Source organism: Delftia sp. Lp-1, assembly GCF_020523835.1.
In the GTDB taxonomy this organism is placed as follows: Bacteria; Pseudomonadota; Gammaproteobacteria; order Burkholderiales; family Burkholderiaceae_C; genus Comamonas; species Comamonas acidovorans.
This window is the reverse complement of the sequence record NZ_JAJALJ010000001.1, coordinates 2472879-2494811: the sequence shown is the minus strand read 5'-3', so window position 1 is coordinate 2494811 and position 21933 is coordinate 2472879. Positions and strand designations below refer to the sequence as shown.

Sequence of the window (21933 nt, the reverse complement as noted above, 5' to 3'; positions counted from 1 at the left end):
AGGAACCCCGCATGAGCACCATCCACCCCATCGTCGAGCAGGTCACGCGCCGCATCCGCGAGCGCAGTGCCGAATCACGCGCCGCCTACCTGGAGCAGGTGGACGCCATGGCCGCGCGCCCGCCCGGCGCCCAGTCCATGGGCTGCGCCAATGTGGCCCATGCCTTTGCGGGCATTCCAGGCGGCGACCGCATACGCATCGTGGAAGAGAAGGCGCCCAACGTCGCCATCGTCACCGCGTACAACGACGTGCTCTCGGCCCATGCGCCGCTGGCACGCTATCCCGACATCCTCAAGGACGAGGCGCGCAAGCTCGGCGCCACGGCGCAGGTCGCCGGCGGCGTGCCGGCCATGTGCGACGGCGTGACCCAGGGTGCACCCGGCATGGAACTGAGCCTGTTCAGCCGGGACGCCATTGCCATGGGCACGGCCATCGCGCTGTCGCATGACGTGTTCGACGCCGCGCTGATGCTGGGCATTTGCGACAAGATCGTGCCGGGCCTGCTGATCGGGGCCCTGCATTTCGGCCATCTGCCCACGGTGTTCGTGCCGGCCGGCCCCATGACCTCAGGCCTGTCCAATGGCGACAAGGCCAAGGTGCGCGAGCAGGCCGCGCAGGGCCTGGTGGGCCGCAAGGAACTGCTGGCCGCCGAAACGGCTGCCTACCACGGCGAAGGCACCTGCACCTTCTACGGCACGGCCAACAGCAACCAGATGCTGCTGGAGGCCATGGGCCTGCACGTGCCGGGCACGGCCTTCATCAACCCGGCCGAAGGCGAACGCGAACTGCTCACGCGCGAGGCCATACGCAGCGTGCTTGCCATCACCAAGAACCGCCGCTTCACACCCATTGGCCATGTGGTGGACGAGCGCTGCATCGTCAACGCCATGGTCGCCCTGCTGGCCACGGGCGGATCGACCAACCACCTGATCCATTGGGTGGCCGTGGCGCGTGCGGCAGGCATCGTCATCGACTGGAATGATTTTTCGGAACTCTCGGGCGTGGTGCCGCTGCTGGCCCGCGTCTATCCCAACGGCAGCGCCGACGTGAACCAGTTCCAGGCCGCAGGCGGGCCGGGCTACGTGATCGGCCAGTTGCTGAAGGCCGGCCTCATGCATGGCGATGTGCTCACCGTGCGGCCCGAGGGCCTGCAGGAATTTGCGCGCATTCCCGCCGTGGAAGACGGCCATCTCGTCTGGCACGAGGCCGAAGTCTCCGGCGACCTGTCCGTGCTGCGCCCGGCCGATGCGCCTTTCAGCGCCACGGGCGGGCTCAAGCTGCTGTCCGGCAACCTGGGGCGCAGCGTGATCAAGGTCAGCGCCGTGCCCGAGGACCGCCATGTGGTCGAGGCACCCGCGCGCGTCTTCGACTCGCAGGAAGCGCTGCAGCAGGCCTTCAAGGCCGGCGAACTGGACCGCGATGTCATCTGCGTGGTGCGCTGGCAGGGTCCGCGCGCCAACGGCATGCCCGAACTGCACAAGCTCACCCCACCGCTGGCCGTGCTGCAGGGCAAGGGCTACAAGGTGGCCCTGGTCACGGACGGCCGCATGAGCGGCGCCTCAGGCAAGGTGCCCGCCGCCATCCATGTCTCGCCCGAGGCCTGCGTGGGCGGACCGCTGGCGCGCCTGCAAGACGGCGACCTGGTACGCCTGGACGCCGTGGCTGGCACCCTGGCCGTGCTGGTCGATGACACCGAATGGCAGCAGCGGCCCCTGGCCACCATGCCGCAGGCACTGCGCCAGGCCAACGGCCGGGGTTTTGGCCGCGAACTGTTTGCCGGATTCCGGCGCCACGCGCTCAGCGCAGAAGAGGGAGCTTGCACATGGATCAACGACTGACGGCACTGGCCATCATGCAGGACGCGCCGGTCATCCCGGTCATCGTCCTGAACAACGTCGCACATGCCGTGCCCATGGCCCAGGCCCTGGTCGCGGGCGGCATCCGCGTACTGGAAGTCACGCTGCGCACGCCCGAGGGCCTGGCCAGCATCGAAGCCATCGCACGTGCCGTGCCCGAGGCCATCGTGGGCGCCGGTACCGTGCGCAGCGCGGCCGATGCCCGTGCCGCCGCCAGCGCTGGTGCGCGCTTTGCCGTGAGCCCCGGCTACACCAGCGCACTGGGCCGGGCCTGCCAGGCCCTGCAGCTGCCGCTGCTGCCCGGCGTGGCCACCAGCGGCGAAATCATGGCCGCCCAGGACGACGGCTTCAACGAGCTGAAATTCTTCCCCGCCGTACAGGCGGGCGGCACGGCCATGCTCAAGGCCTGGCAAGGCCCGTTCGGCGACGTGCGGTTCTGCCCCACGGGCGGCGTGTCTGCGGACAATGCGGCGCAATTCCTGGCACTGTCCAACGTGGTCTGCGTGGGTGGCTCCTGGCTGGTGCCTGCCGATGCGCTGGAGCAGGGTGACTGGCAGCGGATCACCGCACTGGCCGGCGCAGCCAAAAGCTTGCGCAGCGCCTGAGTCGCCATTGCCCCAGAACCAGCGGCCCTCAAGGGGCCGCTTTTTTTGTCTGGGCCATCGATTGGGGATGGGGACTTGAATCCATTGAAAATTATGCGTATTGCGGCAATGTTTGCGCAAAATGCAAAGTCAAGGTGCGAGGAAAGGAGGGATTGATTTCATAACACAACGTTACAATCATTGCTTATCCTTCAAACAGCCTTTTGACAAGACGATATCAATAGGCTGTCTTGAAACATTCGCATATGCACAAGAATAATTTCCGCCTGAAGCTTCCACCGCAATCATTCTTTACCGACCAAGAAAAATGCAATTGCCGTTGCAGTGCCTGAAAATAAAAATTGGCACTGGCGCCTCGCGGCGCCAGTGCCAATTTTTATTGGTCGAGCATCGATAATAATCCACGTCTTTTTTAGAAGGTGTGGATTGTTTTTTCAAGTTCCCGATTTTCTACGGTCGAAGAATCCTGGTGTCATGGTAAATATTTCATCGTTGAAAATTATTCATTCTGCAATCAAGATGTTGAGCTTCAAAAAATCAAAAGTGATCACCAAACTGACCATGGGCTTTCTTGTGGTCTCATGCATTGGTGCATTCATCGGTATCAATGGAATACTGAAGGCAGGGGAAATCAATGATCTCGCAACGCAGATGTACGAGAAGGAACTGCTGGGCCTGTCACAAATATCCGAGGCCAATGTCCAGCTGATCGCGGCGGGCCGGGCCATCAGAAATGCCGTGCTTGCAAACGATGATGAAAGCAGAAACCGGCACACGGACGCCGTGCTGCAAAGGCTGCAACTGCTGAAAGAGGCACTGAACAACAGCAAGAGGCTTTTTGCCGAGGGCGATGGCAAGGAAAAGCTCAAGTCCATTGATGAAACCCTCGTCATCTATGAAAAGGGTCTGCTGCAGACGATTGAAAGAATCAAGTCAGAGCATCTTTCGGAATCCAGGGAATCGATTGATCTGATCAACAGATTCCGGGTGGAGTCCGACAAGATCGACAGTTTGATGACGGAGGTTGTCAATATCAAGAAGAAGAATGCCAGCTGGCTCAATGACGAGACCGACAGAATCTACGAAAAGATCCGGCTGATGCTCACCCTCCTGACCATCTCCGGCGTGATTGTGGGGGTGGCCATTGGCGTGATCATCACAATTTCCATCACACGCCAGCTGGGCGGAGAGCCGGCAGATGTGGCACACATTGCCGAAAACATCTCAAGAGGGGATCTGACCTCCAGGATCGACCTGTCCAGGGCACGCCCTGGCAGTGTGATCACGGCCATGCAGGAAATGCAGGAATCGCTGCAACGCGTCGTGGGCACCGTGCGCAGCAGCAGCGACAGCATTGCCACAGGCGCCACGCAGATTGATGCAGGCAATGCCAACCTGTCGAGCCGAACGGAAGAGCAGGCCAGCAACCTTGAAGAGACTGCCGCCTCCATGGAGGAACTGGCCAGCACGGTGAAAAGCAATTCCGATGCGGCGATCACTGCCACCATGCTCGCCCAGTCAGCGCGCGATGCCGCAGCGCACGGCGGGGGCATGGCCCGGCAGATGGTGGACGTGATGAATGAAATAAACACGTCCTCCAAGAAAATCGAGGACATCATCAACGTCATTGATTCAATCGCTTTTCAAACCAATATTCTTGCTTTGAATGCTGCTGTCGAAGCAGCCCGCGCCGGAGAGCAGGGCCGTGGTTTTGCGGTGGTTGCCGCCGAAGTTCGCAGCCTTGCAGTGAAAAGTGCAGAGGCCGCAAAAGAGATAAAGTCTCTTATCGAGGACAGTGTTTCCAAGGTCGGCAATGGCCACCAGCTGGCCCAGGCTGCGGGCAGCAGCATTGAGGATATCGTCACCCAGGTCCAGAAGGTATCCAACATGATCGAAGAGATCAGTGGGGCCACCAGGGAGCAAAGCCAGGGCATCGATCAGATCAATGATGCGATCATCCAGCTGGACCAGGTCACCCAGCAAAATGCCGCTCTGGTGGAAGAGTCGGCAGCGGCAGCCGGAAGTCTCAGCCAGCAGGCGCAGGCCCTGGTTTCGGCAGTTTCCATTTTCAAGCTGGACCCCGCGGAAAAGGAGGCCCCTGCCTTGAGGAAAATCCCCTCACCCATGAGGCCGCTGAGTCTTTCCGCGTCCTGACGGAAATTCAGACCAGTGCGTCACAGCCAACGGGAAGCTTTTCTCCTGGCAGGCTTGCCTGCCAGGAGAACGGTGCCTGTTCGCTGGTATTTTGACCAGATGAGCGTTGAATGATGCATGCAGAGAGAAGACCTCCAAGCTGGCAGCCCAGGCGCTGGTATGCCTGTATTTTCATCGCATGTTTGGTGATCATTGGCGTTGCAGGCGTTTCTCTGATCTCCAGCTACGAGACATCGCTGCATGAAGAGAAATCGAATCTCCTGCATGCGCTCTCTGCCTCTGCCGCTGAAACCAACAAGATCATTCTTGCCACCTCTTTGGCGGTAGAGAGAACAGAACAACTTTTGCTGGCACCGGGCCGCCAAGGCGAAATCACGGCAGACCCTGATTCCAGCACCGATATCCGCAATGCCTTGATCCAGGAGGTGGCGGCGCTGCCCGGCGTCATCAGCATGAGCGTGCTTGATCGACATGGGAAATGGTCCATTTCCTCACGTTTCAGCAAGCTGCCGCTGTCTCCCGTCAACCCCGAGCGCCCCATCTGGAATGCAGCGCTGCAGACAAAGCCTGGCGGCTTCTTCTTGCTGGATTCAAGCAGATCGCCGGCTTTCGATATACCGTCCCTGGTGCTGGGGCGTCCGGTACGTGACTCCAGAGGGGCGCTGACTGGCATTGTGGTGGCCTTCATTGCCGTGGATTCCATTCGCCAGGCATTCGGTTCACTGCTGCTGGATGGCCATCAGGTCATGGTCAGCCTGCCAAACGGCAAAGATCTGGTCAGAATTCCCCCGGAGCATCCGCACATTCTGGACGGGATGGATTCCGGGCTTGCAAAAATGATGGCTGCAGGCGAGGGCACATTGGACGCTGACGATGGCTTGGGACACCCCTGGATCGTCGCCATGCACCAGTCCAGCCAAGGCGGCATGGATCTCGTCTATGCCACGCTGGCCGCCAAGGCAAAGCTCGCGGCTCCATGGTGGAGGTTTGGAAAAACCATCATGGCATGGGCGGCCATCAGCCTGGCTTCATTTTTACTACTGGCGCAATTGTGGATGCGTGAGCGCAGAAGATCCTATTTTGAGGCGAGGGATCTGGTGCAGGTGCATTCACAGCTGAGGCACCATCTTTTCCATGATCCTGCTTCCGAGTTGTTTAATTTGGCCGGATTTGAGCAACTGCTGAACAGAACGCAAGCACAGCGGCGTCCTGTTGCCATCCATGTCATCGGTATCGAGCATTTGCAAGTGCTGGCAGATACGCTGGTTCCTGGAATGGACAACCCACTGATCTCGCAACTGGCAAAACAATTGCGCTCCTGTATTGGAAAGAATGACGTCGCCGCCCGCCTTGCCATCGAGGAGTTCTGTGTCGCCCAATATGAAGGAGACCCCGATTCCATGGCGAAAACACTCTCCATCCGACTGGGTAAAAAGCGCTACATGCTGGGTGAGCGCAGCATTTTGCTGTCTGTCTGCGTAGGGACGGCGGTTTGCAAGAACAACGAGGACTGGAATCAGCTGCTGCGCGACGGGCGCGCGGCAATGGAGCGGGCGCGATCCCAGGGACGGGGGCGCTTCGTGAAATTCGAGCCTTCCGCCGATGGCCCCATGCAGGAGCAACTGCTGCTGGAGCAGGATTTCCGGTCCGCCATCGGAACAAGCCAGTTGTTCATGGCGTACCAGCCGATCTGCCATGTGGCCACGGGAAAAATATCGGGGTTCGAGTCGCTGATGCGCTGGAACAGCCCGGCCAGAGGGTCTGTCCCGCCAGGAGTCTTTATTCCCACGGCAGAGCGGCGCGGCCTGCTGCTTCCCATCGACCAAATGGTGGAGCGCTCCCCGCTGCTGGTTGCCAACGGATGGCCGTCCGATATCTCGGTGTCCATCAACTGCCCGGCCTTTGAATTTCTCGATCCAGGCATGGCGGTGCAATTGAAGGAACATCTGGACCGCGCCGGCCTGAACCCCGAGCGCTGCTACATCGAGGTGACGGAATCGGCCCTGCTTCAAGATGATGAGCAGGTGCTGTCCGTCATGCGGCAAGTGAAGGCGCTGGGCGTGAATCTCGCCATCGATGACTTTGGCTCCGGCCATGCCAGTCTTTCCTACCTGCACCGCTTTCCCTTCAACCTGATCAAGATCGATCGCAGCTTCATACAGGCCATGGACAAGGACGCCGGGGCTGCCGCGATTGTCCATGCCACGCTGGCACTGAGCCGCAGATTGGGCCTTGAAGTCGTCGCGGAAGGCGTGGAAACCACGGAGCAGTTTCTGCACCTGCAGCAGCTCGGGTGCACGTATGTCCAGGGATTCCTGATCGCCCGCCCGATGAACGAGGAGCATGTCCTGCCGTTCCTGGAGAGCTTCAGGCTCAGCGACGTGCTGGAGTGTCCCGCGCACGCCTGAGCACAGTTCCAGCACTGGGGCACAATCGCGCCCTCAGCAGATGCCGCCTGCGCAAGAGGGCCTTGCCGCCATGATGAAGATCGACTCCACCACCGTGCAGCTTGTGCTTGCGATTGCCGAAGAGGGCAGCATTTCGCGCGCGGCCGACAGGCTTCAACTGGCGGTGGCGGCGGCCTCGCGGCGGCTCAGTGACCTGGAGCAGCAACTGGGCGCCAGGCTGTTCAAGCGGCAGCCCCATGGAGTACGCGCCACCGAGCCTGGCCTCAAGCTGCTGGCCCATATCCGCCAGATAGGCAACCTGGTGGAGCGGCTGGAAGCCGACGCCCAGGCGCTGGGCCGCGGGCGCGACGGCCGCATCATCATCGGCGCCCCCAAATCCGCCATCCTGCAGTTCCTGGCTGCCGACATCGCCGTCACCCAGCGCCGCTATCCCCACATCACGCTGCAGGTGATGGAGGAGAACAGCCGCATCGTCCAGCAACTGCTGCGCGACAAGGTCATCGACATCGGCATCTTCGAGAAGACCAGCGGCTTCGTGGATCTGCCACGCTCCGACTACCGCAAGGACAGCCTGGTGCTGGTCTACAGCAGCAGGCATTTCAGCTTTGCCGTCGAGCCAGTGGTACTGGACCAGTTGCTGGACTGCCCCATCGTCAGCCTGGGCCGGGGCTCGGCCATCCTGGCCGCTTTGCGACGCGCCCACCGCAGCCGGGGCAGGGTGTTTCGCAACGATTTCGCCGTCAGCGGCTTCGACACCATGCTGGCCCTGGTGCGCGAAGGATTGGGTGTGGGGCTGATGCCACCCGGTGTGCTGCGCAGCTTCCACCCTGAGCCCGACCTGGGTTGGGCCACCCTGGAAGGCGACTGGCACGAGCGCAGCTACGTGCTGTCCTTCATCGAAGGCCAGGCCCAGGAACAGGCGCTGCGCAACGTCGTCGCCGCCCTGCTGCAGGGCGAACGCGCGATCTGACCCTTCTGGTTTCGCAGATTGCGAAACCAGGCATGTGGCACACAGGCTTGCCGCGATATCGGTGCCCGGCGACAGTGACTGCACAACAACGATGTGCAGGAGACAGACATGAAACGCCGCGACTTCATCGCGGCCGGCGCCACCGCGCTGGCCGCACCCTGGGCAGGGGCCGCGCCCCCGGCCTCCGACCTGCCCAAGGGGCCCGTCAAGATCCTGGTGGGCTGGGCACCGGGCGGCGGCACCGACGTGTTCGCGCGCATCGTGGGCCAGAAGCTGTCCGAGGTCTGGGGCCGGCCCGTGATCGTGGAGAACAAGCCCGGCGCCACGGGCTCGCTGGCGGCCGAGTACTTTGCCAAGACCCGCTTCACAGAAGGCATCAACCTCCTGATGGCCCATGTGAACACGCACGCCATCTCGCCGCAGATCTTCAGATCCATCACCTATGACCCGCTCAAGGACTACGCGCCCATCGCCCTGATCGGCGCAACGCCCCACATCCTGGTGACCAGCAGCAGGAACGGCCATGCCTCGGTGCAGGAAGTGGTGGAACTGTGTCGCAAAAGCCCCGGCAAGGTCAGCTTCGGCTCTTCGGGCACAGGTTCGGTGCAGCACCTTGCGGCCGAGATGTTCAACATGGCGGCAGGTGTCAAGAGCATCCACGTTCCCTACAAAGGGTCCGGCCCCATGCAGACCGACCTGATCGGCGGTCAGATTGACTTCAGCTTCGACACCATGACGGCCGCCACTGCCCAGGTCCGCGCAGGAAAAATGCTGGGCATCGCCCAGACCCGCGTGAACCGTGCCAAGGGATTCCCGGCCATGCCCACCATGGACGAGCAGGGCTTCAAGGGCTTTGACGCATCGAGCTGGTACGGCGTCGTCGGCCCGCGCGACATGTCCAGGGAACTGGCCCAGCGCATCAATGCCGACATCAACCGCGTGCTGGCCATGCCCGACGTGGTCAGCCGCTTCGACGGATACGGCGTGGAGGACGGTGGCGGCTCCGTGGACAAGTTCGCGGCCTTCATGGCTGCCGAATACAAGAAGTGGGGCGACGTCGTTCGCGCCGCAAAAGTGACCGAAGAAAGCTGAGGACCCGGCATGAGCAATCCCCAATCCAACCCGCTGCAACTGCCCCTGCAAGGCATCCGCGTGCTCGACGTCAGCCAGGTCATGGCCGGCCCATTTGCCTGCATGCTGCTGGCCGACCTGGGCGCCGATGTCATCAAGGTCGAGCCTCCGGGCACCGGCGACCAGACGCGCGGCGCCATGGGCTTCAAGATGAAGGGCCCGGACAGCATGGGCTTTCTGAACATGAACCGCAACAAGCGGTCGCTGACGCTGGACCTCAAGAGCGAGGAGGGGCGTGAGGCCTTCTACCAACTGGCCACGACAGCCGATGTCATCGTCGAGAACTATCGGCCCGGCGTGGTCCAGCGCCTGAAGATCGACTATGAAAGCATTCGCCGCATCAATCCGCGCATCGTCTATGTCAGCATCTCGGGCTTCGGCCAGAGCGGGCCCTGGGCCCAGCGGCCGGGGTTCGACCTCATGGCCCAGGCCATGTCGGGCGTGATGAGCGTCACCGGCTACAAGGGAGAGAAACCCGTCAAGGCCGGCGTGCCCGTGGCCGACATCGGTTGCGCACTGTTCGCCACCTACGGACTGCTGGCCGCCTACATCGGCGCACAGAAGACAGGGCAGGGCCAGCACATAGACGCCTCGCTGTTCGACTCGGCCATGGCTTTCTCGATCTGGGACATGTCCGAATACTGGGGCACCGGCGTGCCGCCCGCGCCGCTGGGCACCAGCAACAAGATGAGCGCCCCCTACCAGGCCGTGAAGGCGCGCGACGGCTATTTCGTCATGGGCGCCACCAACCAGAAGCTCTGGGCCAGGCTGTGCGCGCTGATCGAGCGCGCGGACCTGGTCGAACATCCGGACTACGCCACCGTGGCGCTGCGCCTGAAGCACCGCGAGGCACTGATAGGCGAGCTGGAGGCGGAATTCGCCCACCACGACAGCGCCGACTGGGTGGACCGCATGCTGGAGGCAGGCATTCCCGCAGGCCCGCTGCTCACCTATCCGCAGGCCTTCGAGGGTGAACACGGCCAGCACCGCGGCATGTGCATGGAGATCGACCATCCCATCGAAGGCAAGGTCAAGAACATCGGCTTTCCCGTCAAGATGCTCGGCACGCCCCAGCAGGTGCGCCGCCATCCGCCGCTGCTGGGCGAGCACAACGCAGAAATCATGGCCGAGCTCCAGGCACTGAAGGCCGCCGCATGAGCACGGCCCTGCATGAATCCGTGGCGCTGACCCTTCACGACGGGGGCGCGGCCGAGATCCTCATCGACCGCCCCGAACGCCACAACGCCATGAGCATGCCCATGTACGAGGCACTGCTCACGGCCCTGGAGCGCTGCCAGGCCGACCCAGCCGTCCGCTGCGTGATGCTGCGCGGCGCGGGCGGCAAATCCTTCATCTCGGGCACGGACATCGCCTACTTCAAGGACTTCCATGACGGCCAGCAAGGCATTGCCTACGAAGCATTCGTGGAGCGCGTGATCGACGCCGTGGAGCGCATCGCCATCCCCACCATCGCCGTCATCGACGGCTGGGCCGTGGGCGGCGGCCTGGCCCTGGCCACGGCATGCGACTTTCGCATCTGCAGCACAGGCTCGCGCTTCGGTGCGCCGATTGCCAAGACGCTGTCCAACACCCTGTCATCGCGCAATATCGCCCGCCTGGTGGCCAGCCTGGGCGTGCCGCGCGTCAAGCGCATGCTGCTGCTGGCGGACTACCTGTCAGCCGGGCAGGCCGAGGCCTGCGGGTTCGTGCATGCGGTGGTGCCGGCAGATCAATTGCAAGCCCAGGCAAAGGCGCTGGCCGAGCGGCTCATGGCCTTGTCGGCAACCACCCAGTCAGCGGTCAAGGAAAGCCTGAGGCGCATCGTGGTGGAGCAGCGGCTGGATGATGAGGATCTGGTTTCTGCGGTTTATGGGAGTGGGGAGTTTCGCGCTGGGGTGGCGGGATTCAACAGGCAATGATTTGAGCCAGCCTTGCCAGAATCTGGCGCAATCCTACAAATTGCTTGGCTAAACTCCACAGCCTGGAAAGAGGCGGTGGCTGCATTCTTGGCCTGAAAGAAAAGGCCGGTTGCTGCGCGTAGCCGCCCCTCAGATCAACGCAGCCCGAGAAATCCCATGCAAATCAAGAAATGCATTTCCGTCCTGCTGGCCAGCAGCTTCATCCTGCCGGTTCTGCCTGCGCATGCAGGCGAAGAGACGGTGCAGCTCATGTCCAATGGCCGCTACCAGACCTACAGCCTGCCCGACGATGCGCAGCAGGTGCAACTGGTCGAGACCTTGGCTGGCAACTGCAGCTACAACCAGAACTGGGGCTATGACCTGGGCCGCCGGGAGATGTGGGTCAAGGGCGGCTGCGGCGGGCGTTTCCGCATCCTGACCGGCCTGCCCCAGGGCGCGCAGGGCCAGGAAGGCGGTAGCGACAACACGGGCGCATGGATCGCCGGTGCCGCCGTGGCAGCCATTGCCGGCGCCGCCATTTTGGCGAACAAGCGCGACAAGGACCGCGAGCGTGACCGCGACGAGCAATGGAACGATGACCGCTATCCGGGCCAGCAGCCCGGCTATCCCTCGTGGGGCGGGCGGGAGGTACGGGGCCAGAACGGCCTGTGCCTGGATATATCCGGAGGCCTTCGCCCAGGCAATGGGCTCATCGTCTACCACTGCAGCGGCGGTGAGAATCAGCGTTTCACGTTGACGCGTGATGGCGAGATGCGCGTGGGCGACCTGTGCCTGGACGTGGCCGATGGCAACACCCGCAATGGTGCGCGGGTGATTGCCTGGCAATGCCGCAACCAGCCCAACCAAAAATGGGACTGGAGCCGTGGCCAGATCCGCAGCCGTTTTGCCAACAAGTGCCTGGACATCGAAGGCGGCAATGCCCGGCCGGGCCAGCCCGTGATCGTGTGGTCCTGCGCCGGCGGCCCCAACCAGCGCTGGAACTGAAGGCGCTTGTTGCACAAGCTCTCTCCCGCGCCCGGGCCAGTGCCCGGACGCAACGCCGTCGCGGGCTTCCGGCGGCTGGGGCCCTTGCAGTGGCTGGGCCTGATCACTGGCGCCGTGCTGCTGGGCGATGCCGTGGTGCTGATGGCGCGCGGCATGTTCAATCTGGGCGTGACGCTGCCAGCGGTGCTGGGACTGCTGTTCATGGCCTGCAGCTTCTGGCGCTCGGCCATTGCGCGCAGGCTGCGCGCCAGTGCTTGGCTGCGGCGCGCCTGGTGGCTGGGCTGGGCGGCGTTGGCGATTTGGCTGGTCAGCCTGTTGGTGTTCTGGGCGCACCTGCTGTCCGCCTCGTCCGGGTTGCCACCGGACCAGCCGGTGCAGGCCATCGTGGTGCTGGGCAGCGCCACGCGTGACGGCCAGCCGTCGCTCACGCTGGCCCAGCGGCTGGACCGCGCTGCCGAGCTGGCCGCCCGCCAGCCCAAGGCGCTGGTGCTCACCAGCGGCGGGGTGGACTTTGGGGAAAGCGAGAGCGAGGGCGCCATCATGGCGCGCTATCTGCAGCAGCGCCACGGCCTGCCGCCCGAGCGCCTGCTGATGGAGGAGCGCAGCACCAGCACGGCGCTGAACCTGGCCTGGAGCCTGCCCCTGCTGCAGGCGCGCGGGGTGGAGCCGCAGGCGGCAATCGCCATCGTCACCAGCGACTTCCACACCCTGCGCGCCGGCTGGATAGCCGAGCGCAGCGGCTACGGCCAGGCCTTCACCGTGGGTGCGCCCACGCCCCTGACGATCCGCGCCAACGCCTGGCTGCGCGAGTACTTTGCGGTGATCAGCGGATGGGTGCTGGGGGAGTTCTGAGCCGCTGTGCGATGGGCTGCGGCCTTGCGGATTGGCTCCACAATGTGATTCTTCATAAATCAACAGGAGTGAGACAGTGGCAAGCGAACAGCGTCCTTTCCGGGTTCTGGGCATACAGCAGGTGGCCATCGGCGGCACCGACAAGCAGCGCATGAAGCGTCTGTGGGTGGACATGCTGGGCCTGACCCAGACCGGCACATTCCAGAGCGAGCGCGAGAACGTGGACGAAGACATCCTGGCCATGGGCCAGGGCGCGCACAAGGTCGAGGTGGACATCATGCAGCCGCTGGACATCGACAAGAAGCCCGCCGTCCACACCACGCCGCTGAACCATATCGGCCTGTGGATCGACGACCTGCCGCTGGCCGTGCAGTGGCTGACGGAGCAGGGCGTGCGCTTTGCGCCCGGCGGCATCCGCAAGGGCGCTGCCGGCTACGACATCTGCTTTCTGCACCCCAAGAGCAATGACGAGTTTCCGATCGCTGGCGAGGGCGTGCTGATCGAACTGGTACAGGCGCCGGCCGAGGTGATTGCCGCCTTGGGCTGAGACGTCTTCAGGCGAAAGGCTGGACGCGCCGCTCGGCATGCTCCAGCAGCCACAGCCTTTTTCGGGCGCGCGTCATGGCCACGTACAGGCGGTTGCGCTCCAGAAAGGCCAGCGCGTGCGGGGCCGAGGCCGGAAAGCGGCCAGGCTCCATGAAGGGCAGGGCGACATGCTCGTATTCCTTGCCCTTGGCTTCCTCGATGGTGCTCAGATGAAAGTCGAAGCCGCGCTCGGCCCGCACGGTTCGTTCAAAGCGCGTGGCCATGGCGGCCACCTGGGCCAGCATGTCGGGCACGGCCATGCCCGCCACCGAATCCATGAAAGCCTTCACGCGCTGACGCAAGGCCGCCGTCTGGGCCTGCGACAGGGCCACGCCGGCAAAAAGGCCCCAGACATCGGCCTGCTCCAGCAGGCTGCGCGCGTCTGACTGAAGCGCCAGAGGCAGCTGCAAGAAGCTGCCAAAGGCCTGGAAGTTGCGTTGCCCGCCCTGCAGGCTGGACTGGTTGCCCAGAAATCGCCAGATGATCTGCGGGTTGTGCAGCATCTCGCCCGCCATGCGCTGGGCCAGTGTATGGCGGCTTGACGGATCGGCCATGTCGGCACCATCCACGCTGCCCTTGCCGTAGAAAAGCGCACCTTCCACAAAGGCCGCCAGGATCTCGCTGCCCAGCACGCTGACCTCGGCCTTCCATGACAGCGCCTGCATGCCATGTGCATAGCAAAGGCCCAGCAGCAGGGCAATCTCGCGCTGCAGGTAAAAGCGCCTGAAGCCGTAGAAGCTGGCGGACTTGCCGGCGCGGTGGATGGCCCATTCCAGCGCGCAGGCATCTTGCTCATGGCGCAGGATCACGGTCAGCGAGGGATTGCGCGCGCCGGGCGACGGGGGCTCGCCCGGCGCCGCCGTTGGCGTGCCGCGCGCCAGACTGGCCTGGATCTGCAGCAGCTGGTCAATGCACTGGCTGTCATCGGTGTGCTGCAGTTGCTGCACGGTGCTGAAGCGCGTGGGCGCCGCAGTCAGACCAACGTTGAACAGCGCATTGACCGCCTTGGCGATCTGCGGGCCAAAGCGCCGCGACTGGGTCAGCGCCAGCGTGGCCGTGGCCTGGGGCAGGAAGTCATCGAGCTGGTGGAGCTTGTCGCGGAACACGGACCAGGCCTGTGCCTCGATGTGCTGGTTGAAGTCGCCTGCGCCCAGAAAGGCGCAGCCGCTGGTTCCGACCAGGGCGCGCAGCAGTTGCAGCGAGGCCGGGTCCAGGTCATGCATCTCGTCGAACACCACCAGGTCGTAGCGCGGCAGGTCCAGCGCCTGGCCCTGCAGGGCGTCGCTGGCCAGTGCATGGCTGCAGTCGCCTTCGGCGTAGTACAGCGGGTCGCCGCAGTGGTCGATGCGGCGACGCTCGTACTCGAAGAACAGGCCGGCCATGCGGTAGTCGAGCAAATACTCCTCGCAGAAACTGGCCAGCCCCATGCCTTCCTCGGCCAGGCGCTGGGGCAGCAACGACTTCTTGGCGCTGAGGTTGAAGTCCCAGAAGGCGTCCAGATCCAGATCGCCGGGCTGCTCGAACAAAGGGTCGGGCTGCCAGGCCAGCCGCTCGCACAGCGCGGCATGTGCCTCGCGTACACGGGCCTGCAGTGCCACGCGGTCGGCCAGAAAGCGGGCCGCAGGGTCGCGGCGGCGGATCTGCTGGGCCGCCCAGCGCTCCACCGTGGTGATCTGTACCTGCGGCGGCACTTCGCGCACCAGTTGCTTCAGCCGGTGATGAAAGGCCGCCACGCCGGAGCGCGAATAGGCCAGCACCAGGATGCGCTGGGCCTGGCCGCTGCGGCAGGCCTGAACCACCTTGCAGGCCAGCGTGGTCGTCTTGCCCACGCCTGCCAGCGCCGCCACGATGGCCGAACGTCCCTCATGCGCCAGGATGGCCTGCTGCTCGCGCGACAGCAGCAGCGGTTGGCCGTGATCGGTGGGAAATTCCAGGGAGCGCAGGGACATCGGAGCGAATCGGGGGAAAGTGGTGGAAAGCGGGCGGAAGCACGGGCCGTGGCAATGAAAACCGCCGTGGCGACGAAGGCGGGCACCCATTGTGGTCGTTTTGGAGAGGCATCTGGCAGGTATTGGGAATCAAGGCCTGCGCCCGCTTGCACATCTTTTTCGGCCTGCATCGGACAATTGAGCGATGTTGGCCGCCAATGGCTGCGCGCTTGCAGCATGAAGCATGCAGGCGGAAAAACTTCTGCCAAAATGCCGCGAACGGCGCTCAAAAATAAGCGAAGTTCGCTCTTTTTGCAGCCCCTGAAAATGCGGCAACTATTTTTGGCAGGGAGCCGGCTTTTTCATTCCCAGACGGTTTTTTGCTCAGCAGAATGAAAAAAGCAGACCCACAGAGGAGTTTTTGATGACCGCCTGCAGCACCACCCCGACGACTTCCGCCACCTCCGCACAGCCTGCGGCCGGCAGCCCCCTGCAATGGCATGCACGCCCCTCCAAAAGCGACACGCTGCCGTTTGAAGGCGCCTGGAGCGTGCAGGCCATCCAGGAACTGCTGGACAAGCCTTTCATGGACCTGATGTTCCAGGCCCAGAGCGTGCACCGCGAGCACTGGCCTGCGGGCGACATCGAGCTGGCCACGCTGCTGTCGGTCAAGACGGGCGGATGCCCGGAGAACTGCGGCTACTGCCCGCAGGCGGCCGAGTTCGATACCGGCGTCAAGGCGGAAAAGCTCATGAGCGTGGACGAAGTCACGCGGGCCGCCCAGGCCGCCAAGGACGCGGGCGCCACGCGCTTTTGCATGGGCGCGGCCTGGCGCGCGCCCAAGGACCGCGACATCGAGAAGATGAACGAGCTGATCGGCGCCGTGAAGGGCCTGGGAATGCAGACCTGCGCCACGCTGGGCATGCTCCAGCCGCACCAGGCGCAGTCGCTGCGCGAAGCGGGCCTGGACTACTACAACCACAACCTGGACACCGCGCCCGAGTACTACCAGGACGTGGTCAGCACGCGCCAGTACCAGGATCGCCTGGACACGCTCAAGGCCGTGCGCGGCGCGGGCATCAGCGTGTGCTGCGGCGGCATCATCGGCATGGGCGAGGCGCCTGTGCACCGCGCGGGCCTGATCGCCCAGCTGGCCAATCTCAACCCCCATCCCGAATCCGTGCCCATCAACAGCCTGGTGCGCGTGCCCGGCACGCCGCTGGCGGACAGCGAGCCTGTCGATCCGCTGGACTTCGTGCGCGTGATCGCGGTGGCGCGCATCACCATGCCCACGGCGCGCGTGCGCCTGTCGGCGGGCCGGCAGCAGCTGGGCGACGCCGTGCAGGCCCTGTGCTTCATGGCCGGCGCCAATTCCATCTTCTATGGCGACAAACTGCTGGTCACCGGCAACCCCGATGTGGAAGCCGACACCACGCTGCTGCGCAAGCTGGGCCTGAGCGGCACGCGGACCTCGGTACAGGAGTGAGCTTTTTGAGAGTTTGAGCTCTTTTGAGCCAGCGGCTCAGGACTGCGGCCGGCCGCCGCCTTGCGCGGCGGCGGCCGCATCGTCGTCGCCGGCATCGAGCAGCCGGGCTGCGCGGTTGCTCAACGCGGAATCCGCACGGAAATAGCCCAGCACCGTATTGACGCTGCTGTGCCCCGTCAGCGCCATGGTGTCGGGCAAGGGCACGTTCTGGCGCCCGGCCTCGGTCACAAAGCCCGAGCGCAGGGAATGCGCCGAGAAATCCCCCTCCACGCCCGCCAGCGCGCAGCGCTGCTTCACGATGTCGCGCACGGCCGCCGGCGACAGGGGCTCGCCCACATGGCCGCCTTTGCGAATGCGCCGGAAGATCGGCCCGTCCTCTATGGCGGCGGCACGCAGCCAATCGGCCAGCGCCTGGGCCGCGCGCCCGGTCACGGGCTTGTGGTTCTCGGGCACATCCCGCCCGGACTGGTTGGTCTTGGAGTGCGCCAGCGTGTAGATGAATTCCTGCGGCCCCACGGCGCGCAGGTGGCGCATGTCCGCCCCGGCCACCTCCGAGCGGCGGCGCCCGCCGCTGGACCAGGCGAACAGCAGCAGGGCGCGGTCACGGCGGCCGCGCAGGCTGTCATCGCAGGTCTGCAGCAATTGCTCCAGCAGGTCGCGCGTCAGCGCATCCTTTTTGGCGGGCTGCTCGCCGCGCCGCGCATAGGCCTTGCGCGTGCGCGACATCAGCTCGCGCACCGCGCCGTCCTGGCAGGGGTTGGCCAAACCGTGCACCTGATGGGCCTTGGACAGCACCGCCATGCGGTGCACCAGCGTGTTGTGCGACAGGGGGCCTTCGCGGGCCTTGTATCCGGCCTCGACCAGGGCGCGGTCCATGTGCGCCGGCATTTCACTGGCCAGGCCCGCGCCGGTCTGCCGCAGGGCATGGTCAATGATGAATTGCAGCACGCACGGCACATCCAGCGGCAGCTGCATCTGCCGCTCAAAGCGCAGCGCATGCCAAGCGGCCCAGTAGCGCATCGCACTCTGGTAGCTGTTTCTGGTGTTGGTGGATTCGCCCTCGCGCAGCAACTCGCGCACGGCCTGCTGGGCGGCAGGCTCCAGCCCTGCAGAGGGCAGGGTGCTGCCTTGCTTTGTGTCTTCCGGAGGCGGGGCTTGGGGAATCAGCGAAAAGGGGCCGTTGCGCATCCGTGGATTGTCGCCCGGCGCAGCATGGCTGCCCGCCGCGGAGCCTGCGGCCATGCAGGCCATGCAAAGTTCAGTTTCCAGGCTTTCCAGAGGTTGCAGCGGCCTTTTGCCTGGGCAAAGCCGTGTAATGTGCGTATCCATACTGTATGAAAATTTCATATGTAATATTTAATACATGGCACATATGATGTATTACGTAATATTAAAATAAGTCACGATAACAATCACTTATCGTTGGTAACCTGGAAAATAGTTCACGATATGCAGAAAACATCCACCCGCGGCGTGCAGGAAGCCGATGTCTGGGCCGCGGCAGACGCCTTGATCGCCCAGGGCCTGCGGCCGACCATCGAGCGCGTGCGCCAGCAAATCGGCCGAGGCTCGCCAAATACCGTCAGCCCGATGCTGGAGACCTGGTTTGCCACCCTGGGCCAGCGCCTGGGCGTGGCGGCAGGGCAGGGCGAGCTGCTGCCCTCGTCCGTGCCCGATCCCGTTCAGCGCCTGGCGCAGCAGCTTTGGGACGCTGCCCAGGAAGCCGCCATGGAGGCCGCCCGCGCCGCGCTGCAATCTCGCGAGGAAGCAGCGCAGGCCACGCAGGCCGAGCTGCAGGAGCAGCAAGAGCAAATGGCGCGGCGCGAGGCGTCCATGCAGGCGCAGAAAGAGGCCATGGACCAGGCCCTGCAAGTGGCCCAGGCGCAGTCGCAGGACTTGTCGCGCCGGCTGGATGAAATGCAGCAGCAGCTGCAGGACCGAGACGAGCGTCTGGAGGAAATGCGCGATGCGCTGGCCGAAGCCGCCCGCCAGCGCGAGGCGCTGCAGCAAAAGCATGGCGAGGAAATGCAGTCCGCCGCGCTGGAGCGCCAGCGCATGGCCGAGCAATACGCGGGCAATGAGCGCCACATGCTCAACGAAGTGGACCGTGCACGCCAGGAACTGGCGGCTGCGCGCAAGACAGCCACCGAGCAGGAGCGCAAGGCAGCGACCCGCCTTGCAGAACTGCAAGGCCGCTATGAAAAGAGCGAGGAGGAGCAGCTGAGCCTGCACTCCCAGCTGCAGACCGCCCAGAATGCGGCCGCCCTGGCGCAGGAGCGTGCGGCGGACCTGCGCAGCCTGCTGGAGGCGCAGCAGCGATTGGCCGCTGGCGGCGGTGCCTTGCCGGATGCCGGCGCGGGGCTTTCGCTGGGCCGGCGCGGCAGCCTGTCCGCGGCGCGCCGCTCCATGACGCGCCTCAAGGACAGGAGAGGCTAGGGCGTATCGCCCAGGCCAAGGTCAGGCCTTGGCGCGCGATTTGCCTTGGGGCGGCCGATGTCTGCGCATGGCCTGCGTGATGCTGTCTACCGTTCCACGCACATGCGCGCGCACTTCGCGCTCCATGCGATCCGGGTCACCGGCCTGCAGGCTGGCCACCAGTTGCTGGTGGTGCTCCTGCAACTTCGGCGAGGGCTCGTTGTTTTCCAGCCAGATCCGCATCAGCGGCTCGACCACCGAGTGCAGGGCCGAGATCTGCTCGCACAGGCGCGGGGCTGCGCTGATGCGGCAAAAGCGCTCGTGAAAGCGACGGTGCACCGTGATCCATTCCGACTGGTCACTCTCGCAACGCTTCATTTTCGAGAGCAGGTCCTGCAGGTCGTCCACATCCGCCTGGGTGCAGCGCTTGGCGGCCATGGCTGCGGCCAGGCCTTCGAGCACGGCACGCATCTCGAAAACCTCGATGACCTCGCTCTCGGAAAGCTCCCGAACGATCGCGCCCCGGTTCGGCGGCATGACCAACAGGCCTTCCGCAGTCAGCCGGCGCAAGGCCTCGCGGACCGGCATGCGGCTCATGCCGATGGAGTTGGCGATGTCATCGGCCACCAGCCTGTCGCCCGGCTTCAGCAGCCCCATGCGGATGCCATGAGAGAGGTGTTGGTAGGCCTCTTCGTGGGCGCTGGTCTGAGCCGCATCGGGCGAGGGGGTGGCAAGTGGCGGCATGTTGATGGTTCTTGGGTGGGCGGAGCCCGGTCGTCATTCTAGGTTTGGCTGTCAGGGTCCAGGGCGCACTCTGATGGTGCATTGTGTACGGCCAATCCAGGCATGGTGATTGCTTGGGTATCTTTGGAAAAATTGGATACAAAGATATTAGGATACGGTAATCTCGAGGCTGCCATCGCGCCCTGCGTCGATGGCGGTCCGCGGCAAGCAGCGTTGGCAGCCCCCCGGCCCCCCATTCATTGCCCGAAATCCAAGTCCCAGCAACACAAGGAAGAAGAACCGTTATGCGTAATTTCCAGAATCCTGGCCGTTCCGTCGTCATGTCCACGCACGGCATGGCGGCAACCTCGCACCCGGCCGCCACCCAGGCCGCTGTTCGCATCCTGGAGGCCGGTGGCACCGCCATGGATGCCGCCGTCGCGGCCTGTGCGGTCCAGTGCGTGGTGGAGCCTGGCTCCACCGGCATTGGAGGAGACTGCTTTGCGCTGTACAGCGAGAAGGGCTCCGACCAGATCACGGCCTACAACGGCGCTGGCTGGGCGCCCCAGGCCACCTCCCTGAAGGCCGTTCTTGCCTCGGGCGAGGAAAAGCAATTGCGCCGCCAGTCGCCCTACGTGGTCACGGTGCCTGGCGCCGTGGACGCCTGGGTCGCCCTGACGGACCGGTTCGGCCGGCTGCCCATGGGCCGCCTTCTGGAAGATGCCATCCGCTTCGCCGAGCAGGGCTATGCCGTGGCGCCGCGCGCCGGCACCGACTGGGCCATGCACACGCAACTGCTGGCCGCGACCACTGCGCGCGACATCATGCTGGTCGATGGCCGGGCACCGGCCATCGGATCGGTTCACCGCCAGCCGCAGTTGGGCGCCACCTTGCGCAAAATCGCCGAGCAGGGCCGCGCCGGCTTCTACGAGGGGGAGGTCGCGCAGGACATCGTCTCCTATCTGCGCGGCCTCGGTGGCGTGCACACGCTTGAGGACTTCTCCACCTATCGTGGCGAGTTCGTGCAGCCGGTCAAGAGCAGGTTCCGAGACCATGTGGTGCACGAGTGCCCCCCACCGGGGCAGGGCATCATTGCCCTGCTGCTGCTGAACATTCTGCAGGGACTGGAGCCGGGTGCGGACCCTCTCTCGGCAGAGCGGCTGAAGGCCGAGATCGATGCCACGCGCATGGCCTACCGCGTGCGGGATGCGCTGCTGGCCGATCCGCGCTTTGCCGATGTGGACATCGACTATCTGCTGTCGCAGGAGCTGGCCGGCCATCTGCGCAACGGCGAGTTCCCGGAGCATTTCAAGACCCAGGCGACCAATGCGGCAGCGGAGCACAAGGACACGGTCTACATCTCGGTGGTGGACAAGGATCGCAACTGCGCCAGCTTCATCAACTCGATCTTCCACCCCTTCGGCTCCGGCCTGATGGCGCCCAAATCAGGCGTGCTGCTGCACAACCGGGGCCAGAGCTTTGAACTGGCTGAGGGCCACCCCAATTGCATCGGGCCAGGCAAGCGGCCCCTGCACACCATCATCCCCGGCATGACCACGAAGGATGGCCGCGTGGAGCTGGTGTTCGGCGTGATGGGCGGCCACTACCAGGCCATGGGCCATGCGCACTTTCTGTCCAAGGTGATCGACTACGGCTGCGATATCCAGGCCGCCAGCGATCTGCCGCGGCTGTTCCCCATTCCCGGCACCGACAAGGTGGAGGTTGAAAGCACCTTGCCGCAGCATGTTGCGCAGGCGTTGGAGCAGCAGGGCTACCGGTTGGTGGCGCCTGGCTATCCTGCCATCGGCGGCGCCCAGGCCATTCGGGTGGATTGGGACAACGGTGTGCTGCACGGCGCATCCGACCACCGCAAGGACGGCTGCGCCATGGGCGCCAACCGTTCCTGACGAACGGCAG

17 protein-coding genes are annotated in these 21933 nt (G+C 64.3%); 14 read left to right on the top strand and 3 right to left on the bottom strand.

Going from position 1 to position 21933, the window contains the following annotated elements; genetic code table 11:
* Positions 1-11: 11 nt before the first annotated feature.
* The 11 genes from edd to LGR64_RS11090 all read left to right on the top strand — a co-directional run bounded on the left by edd (position 12) and on the right by LGR64_RS11090 (position 13426).
* Positions 12-1838 carry a phosphogluconate dehydratase gene (edd, locus tag LGR64_RS11140; RefSeq protein WP_230355443.1) on the top strand — a complete coding sequence of 609 codons (1827 nt, stop codon included), beginning with the start codon at positions 12-14 and terminating at the stop codon, positions 1836-1838.
* A complete protein-coding gene (gene eda / locus LGR64_RS11135; RefSeq protein WP_141832241.1) occupies positions 1823-2461 on the top strand; it encodes a bifunctional 4-hydroxy-2-oxoglutarate aldolase/2-dehydro-3-deoxy-phosphogluconate aldolase in 639 nt (212 codons plus the stop codon). Before edd ends, eda begins: the two co-directional genes overlap by 16 nt.
* Before the next feature lie 474 nt (positions 2462-2935).
* Positions 2936-4615 (top strand): methyl-accepting chemotaxis protein, encoded by a 1680-nt coding sequence (locus LGR64_RS11130; RefSeq protein WP_230355442.1) that lies wholly within the window; start codon positions 2936-2938, stop codon positions 4613-4615.
* Between the two features lie 110 nt (positions 4616-4725).
* On the top strand, positions 4726-7023 hold the full coding sequence (locus LGR64_RS11125; protein WP_230355441.1) for a bifunctional diguanylate cyclase/phosphodiesterase: 2298 nt from the start codon (positions 4726-4728) through the stop codon (positions 7021-7023).
* Between the two features lie 70 nt (positions 7024-7093).
* Positions 7094-7993, top strand: coding sequence for a LysR family transcriptional regulator (locus LGR64_RS11120; RefSeq protein ID WP_141832237.1), 900 nt, complete (start codon positions 7094-7096; stop codon positions 7991-7993).
* A 108-nt stretch (positions 7994-8101) separates the two neighbouring features.
* Positions 8102-9085, top strand: a complete 984-nt coding sequence (locus LGR64_RS11115) for a Bug family tripartite tricarboxylate transporter substrate binding protein (RefSeq protein ID WP_141832235.1) — start codon at positions 8102-8104, stop codon at positions 9083-9085.
* A gap of 9 nt (positions 9086-9094) precedes the next feature.
* Entirely contained in the window at positions 9095-10282 is a 1188-nt protein-coding gene (locus tag LGR64_RS11110; protein ID WP_012205597.1) for a CaiB/BaiF CoA transferase family protein, read from the top strand.
* A complete protein-coding gene (locus LGR64_RS11105) occupies positions 10279-11043 on the top strand; it encodes an enoyl-CoA hydratase (RefSeq protein ID WP_230355440.1) in 765 nt (254 codons plus the stop codon). Before LGR64_RS11110 ends, LGR64_RS11105 begins: the two co-directional genes overlap by 4 nt.
* 156 nt (positions 11044-11199) lie before the next feature.
* The gene (locus tag LGR64_RS11100) at positions 11200-12027 is read left to right on the top strand and encodes a lectin (protein ID WP_043822366.1); all 828 of its coding nucleotides are present in this window, start codon (positions 11200-11202) and stop codon (positions 12025-12027) included.
* Between the two features lie 9 nt (positions 12028-12036).
* Positions 12037-12879 (top strand): YdcF family protein, encoded by an 843-nt coding sequence (locus tag LGR64_RS11095; RefSeq protein ID WP_141832231.1) that lies wholly within the window; start codon positions 12037-12039, stop codon positions 12877-12879.
* A gap of 76 nt (positions 12880-12955) precedes the next feature.
* Positions 12956-13426, top strand: a complete 471-nt coding sequence (locus LGR64_RS11090; RefSeq protein ID WP_013802423.1) for a VOC family protein — start codon at positions 12956-12958, stop codon at positions 13424-13426.
* Positions 13427-13433: 7 nt separating this feature from the next.
* Here LGR64_RS11090 and LGR64_RS11085 read toward each other — a convergent pair whose 3' ends face one another.
* The gene (locus LGR64_RS11085) at positions 13434-15413 is read right to left on the bottom strand and encodes a UvrD-helicase domain-containing protein (protein ID WP_230355439.1); all 1980 of its coding nucleotides are present in this window, start codon (positions 15411-15413) and stop codon (positions 13434-13436) included.
* 403 nt (positions 15414-15816) lie between these two features.
* Here LGR64_RS11085 and bioB point away from each other — a divergent pair, with 403 nt between their 5' ends.
* The gene (gene bioB / locus LGR64_RS11080; RefSeq protein WP_012205605.1) at positions 15817-16878 is read left to right on the top strand and encodes a biotin synthase BioB; all 1062 of its coding nucleotides are present in this window, start codon (positions 15817-15819) and stop codon (positions 16876-16878) included.
* Between the two features lie 36 nt (positions 16879-16914).
* Here the strand turns inward: bioB and LGR64_RS11075 are convergent, their stop codons facing one another.
* Positions 16915-18120, bottom strand: a complete 1206-nt coding sequence (locus tag LGR64_RS11075; RefSeq protein WP_230355438.1) for a site-specific integrase — start codon at positions 18118-18120, stop codon at positions 16915-16917.
* 207 nt (positions 18121-18327) lie between these two features.
* On the opposite strand from LGR64_RS11075, the gene LGR64_RS11070 reads away from it, so the two are divergent.
* Positions 18328-19314 (top strand): DNA-binding protein, encoded by a 987-nt coding sequence (locus LGR64_RS11070; protein ID WP_071955912.1) that lies wholly within the window; start codon positions 18328-18330, stop codon positions 19312-19314.
* Between the two features lie 21 nt (positions 19315-19335).
* On the opposite strand, the gene LGR64_RS11065 is transcribed toward LGR64_RS11070, so the two are convergent.
* Positions 19336-20037: a GntR family transcriptional regulator gene (locus LGR64_RS11065; protein ID WP_141832225.1), complete on the bottom strand. Its 702-nt coding sequence runs from the start codon at positions 20035-20037 to the stop codon at positions 19336-19338.
* A gap of 284 nt (positions 20038-20321) precedes the next feature.
* Between LGR64_RS11065 and LGR64_RS11060 the strand changes: the two genes are divergently transcribed.
* A complete protein-coding gene (locus tag LGR64_RS11060) occupies positions 20322-21923 on the top strand; it encodes a gamma-glutamyltransferase family protein (RefSeq protein WP_141832223.1) in 1602 nt (533 codons plus the stop codon).
* The last annotated feature ends 10 nt before the right edge of the window (positions 21924-21933 follow it).

Bases quoted from the DNA above. Each gene is read 5' to 3' on its own strand.
- edd (WP_230355443.1), top strand. From the start codon at position 12: ATGAGCACCATCCACCCCATCGTCGAGCAGGTCACGCGCCGCATCCGC.
- eda (WP_141832241.1), top strand. From the start codon at position 1,823: ATGGATCAACGACTGACGGCACTGGCCATCATGCAGGACGCGCCGGTC.
- LGR64_RS11130 (WP_230355442.1), top strand. From the start codon at position 2,936: ATGGTAAATATTTCATCGTTGAAAATTATTCATTCTGCAATCAAGATG.
- LGR64_RS11125 (WP_230355441.1), top strand. From the start codon at position 4,726: ATGATGCATGCAGAGAGAAGACCTCCAAGCTGGCAGCCCAGGCGCTGG.
- LGR64_RS11120 (WP_141832237.1), top strand. From the start codon at position 7,094: ATGATGAAGATCGACTCCACCACCGTGCAGCTTGTGCTTGCGATTGCC.
- LGR64_RS11115 (WP_141832235.1), top strand. From the start codon at position 8,102: ATGAAACGCCGCGACTTCATCGCGGCCGGCGCCACCGCGCTGGCCGCA.
- LGR64_RS11110 (WP_012205597.1), top strand. From the start codon at position 9,095: ATGAGCAATCCCCAATCCAACCCGCTGCAACTGCCCCTGCAAGGCATC.
- LGR64_RS11105 (WP_230355440.1), top strand. From the start codon at position 10,279: ATGAGCACGGCCCTGCATGAATCCGTGGCGCTGACCCTTCACGACGGG.
- LGR64_RS11100 (WP_043822366.1), top strand. From the start codon at position 11,200: ATGCAAATCAAGAAATGCATTTCCGTCCTGCTGGCCAGCAGCTTCATC.
- LGR64_RS11085 (WP_230355439.1), bottom strand. From the start codon at position 15,413: ATGTCCCTGCGCTCCCTGGAATTTCCCACCGATCACGGCCAACCGCTG.
- bioB (WP_012205605.1), top strand. From the start codon at position 15,817: ATGACCGCCTGCAGCACCACCCCGACGACTTCCGCCACCTCCGCACAG.
- LGR64_RS11075 (WP_230355438.1), bottom strand. From the start codon at position 18,120: ATGGCCGCAGGCTCCGCGGCGGGCAGCCATGCTGCGCCGGGCGACAAT.
- LGR64_RS11070 (WP_071955912.1), top strand. From the start codon at position 18,328: ATGCAGAAAACATCCACCCGCGGCGTGCAGGAAGCCGATGTCTGGGCC.
- LGR64_RS11065 (WP_141832225.1), bottom strand. From the start codon at position 20,037: ATGCCGCCACTTGCCACCCCCTCGCCCGATGCGGCTCAGACCAGCGCC.
- LGR64_RS11060 (WP_141832223.1), top strand. From the start codon at position 20,322: ATGCGTAATTTCCAGAATCCTGGCCGTTCCGTCGTCATGTCCACGCAC.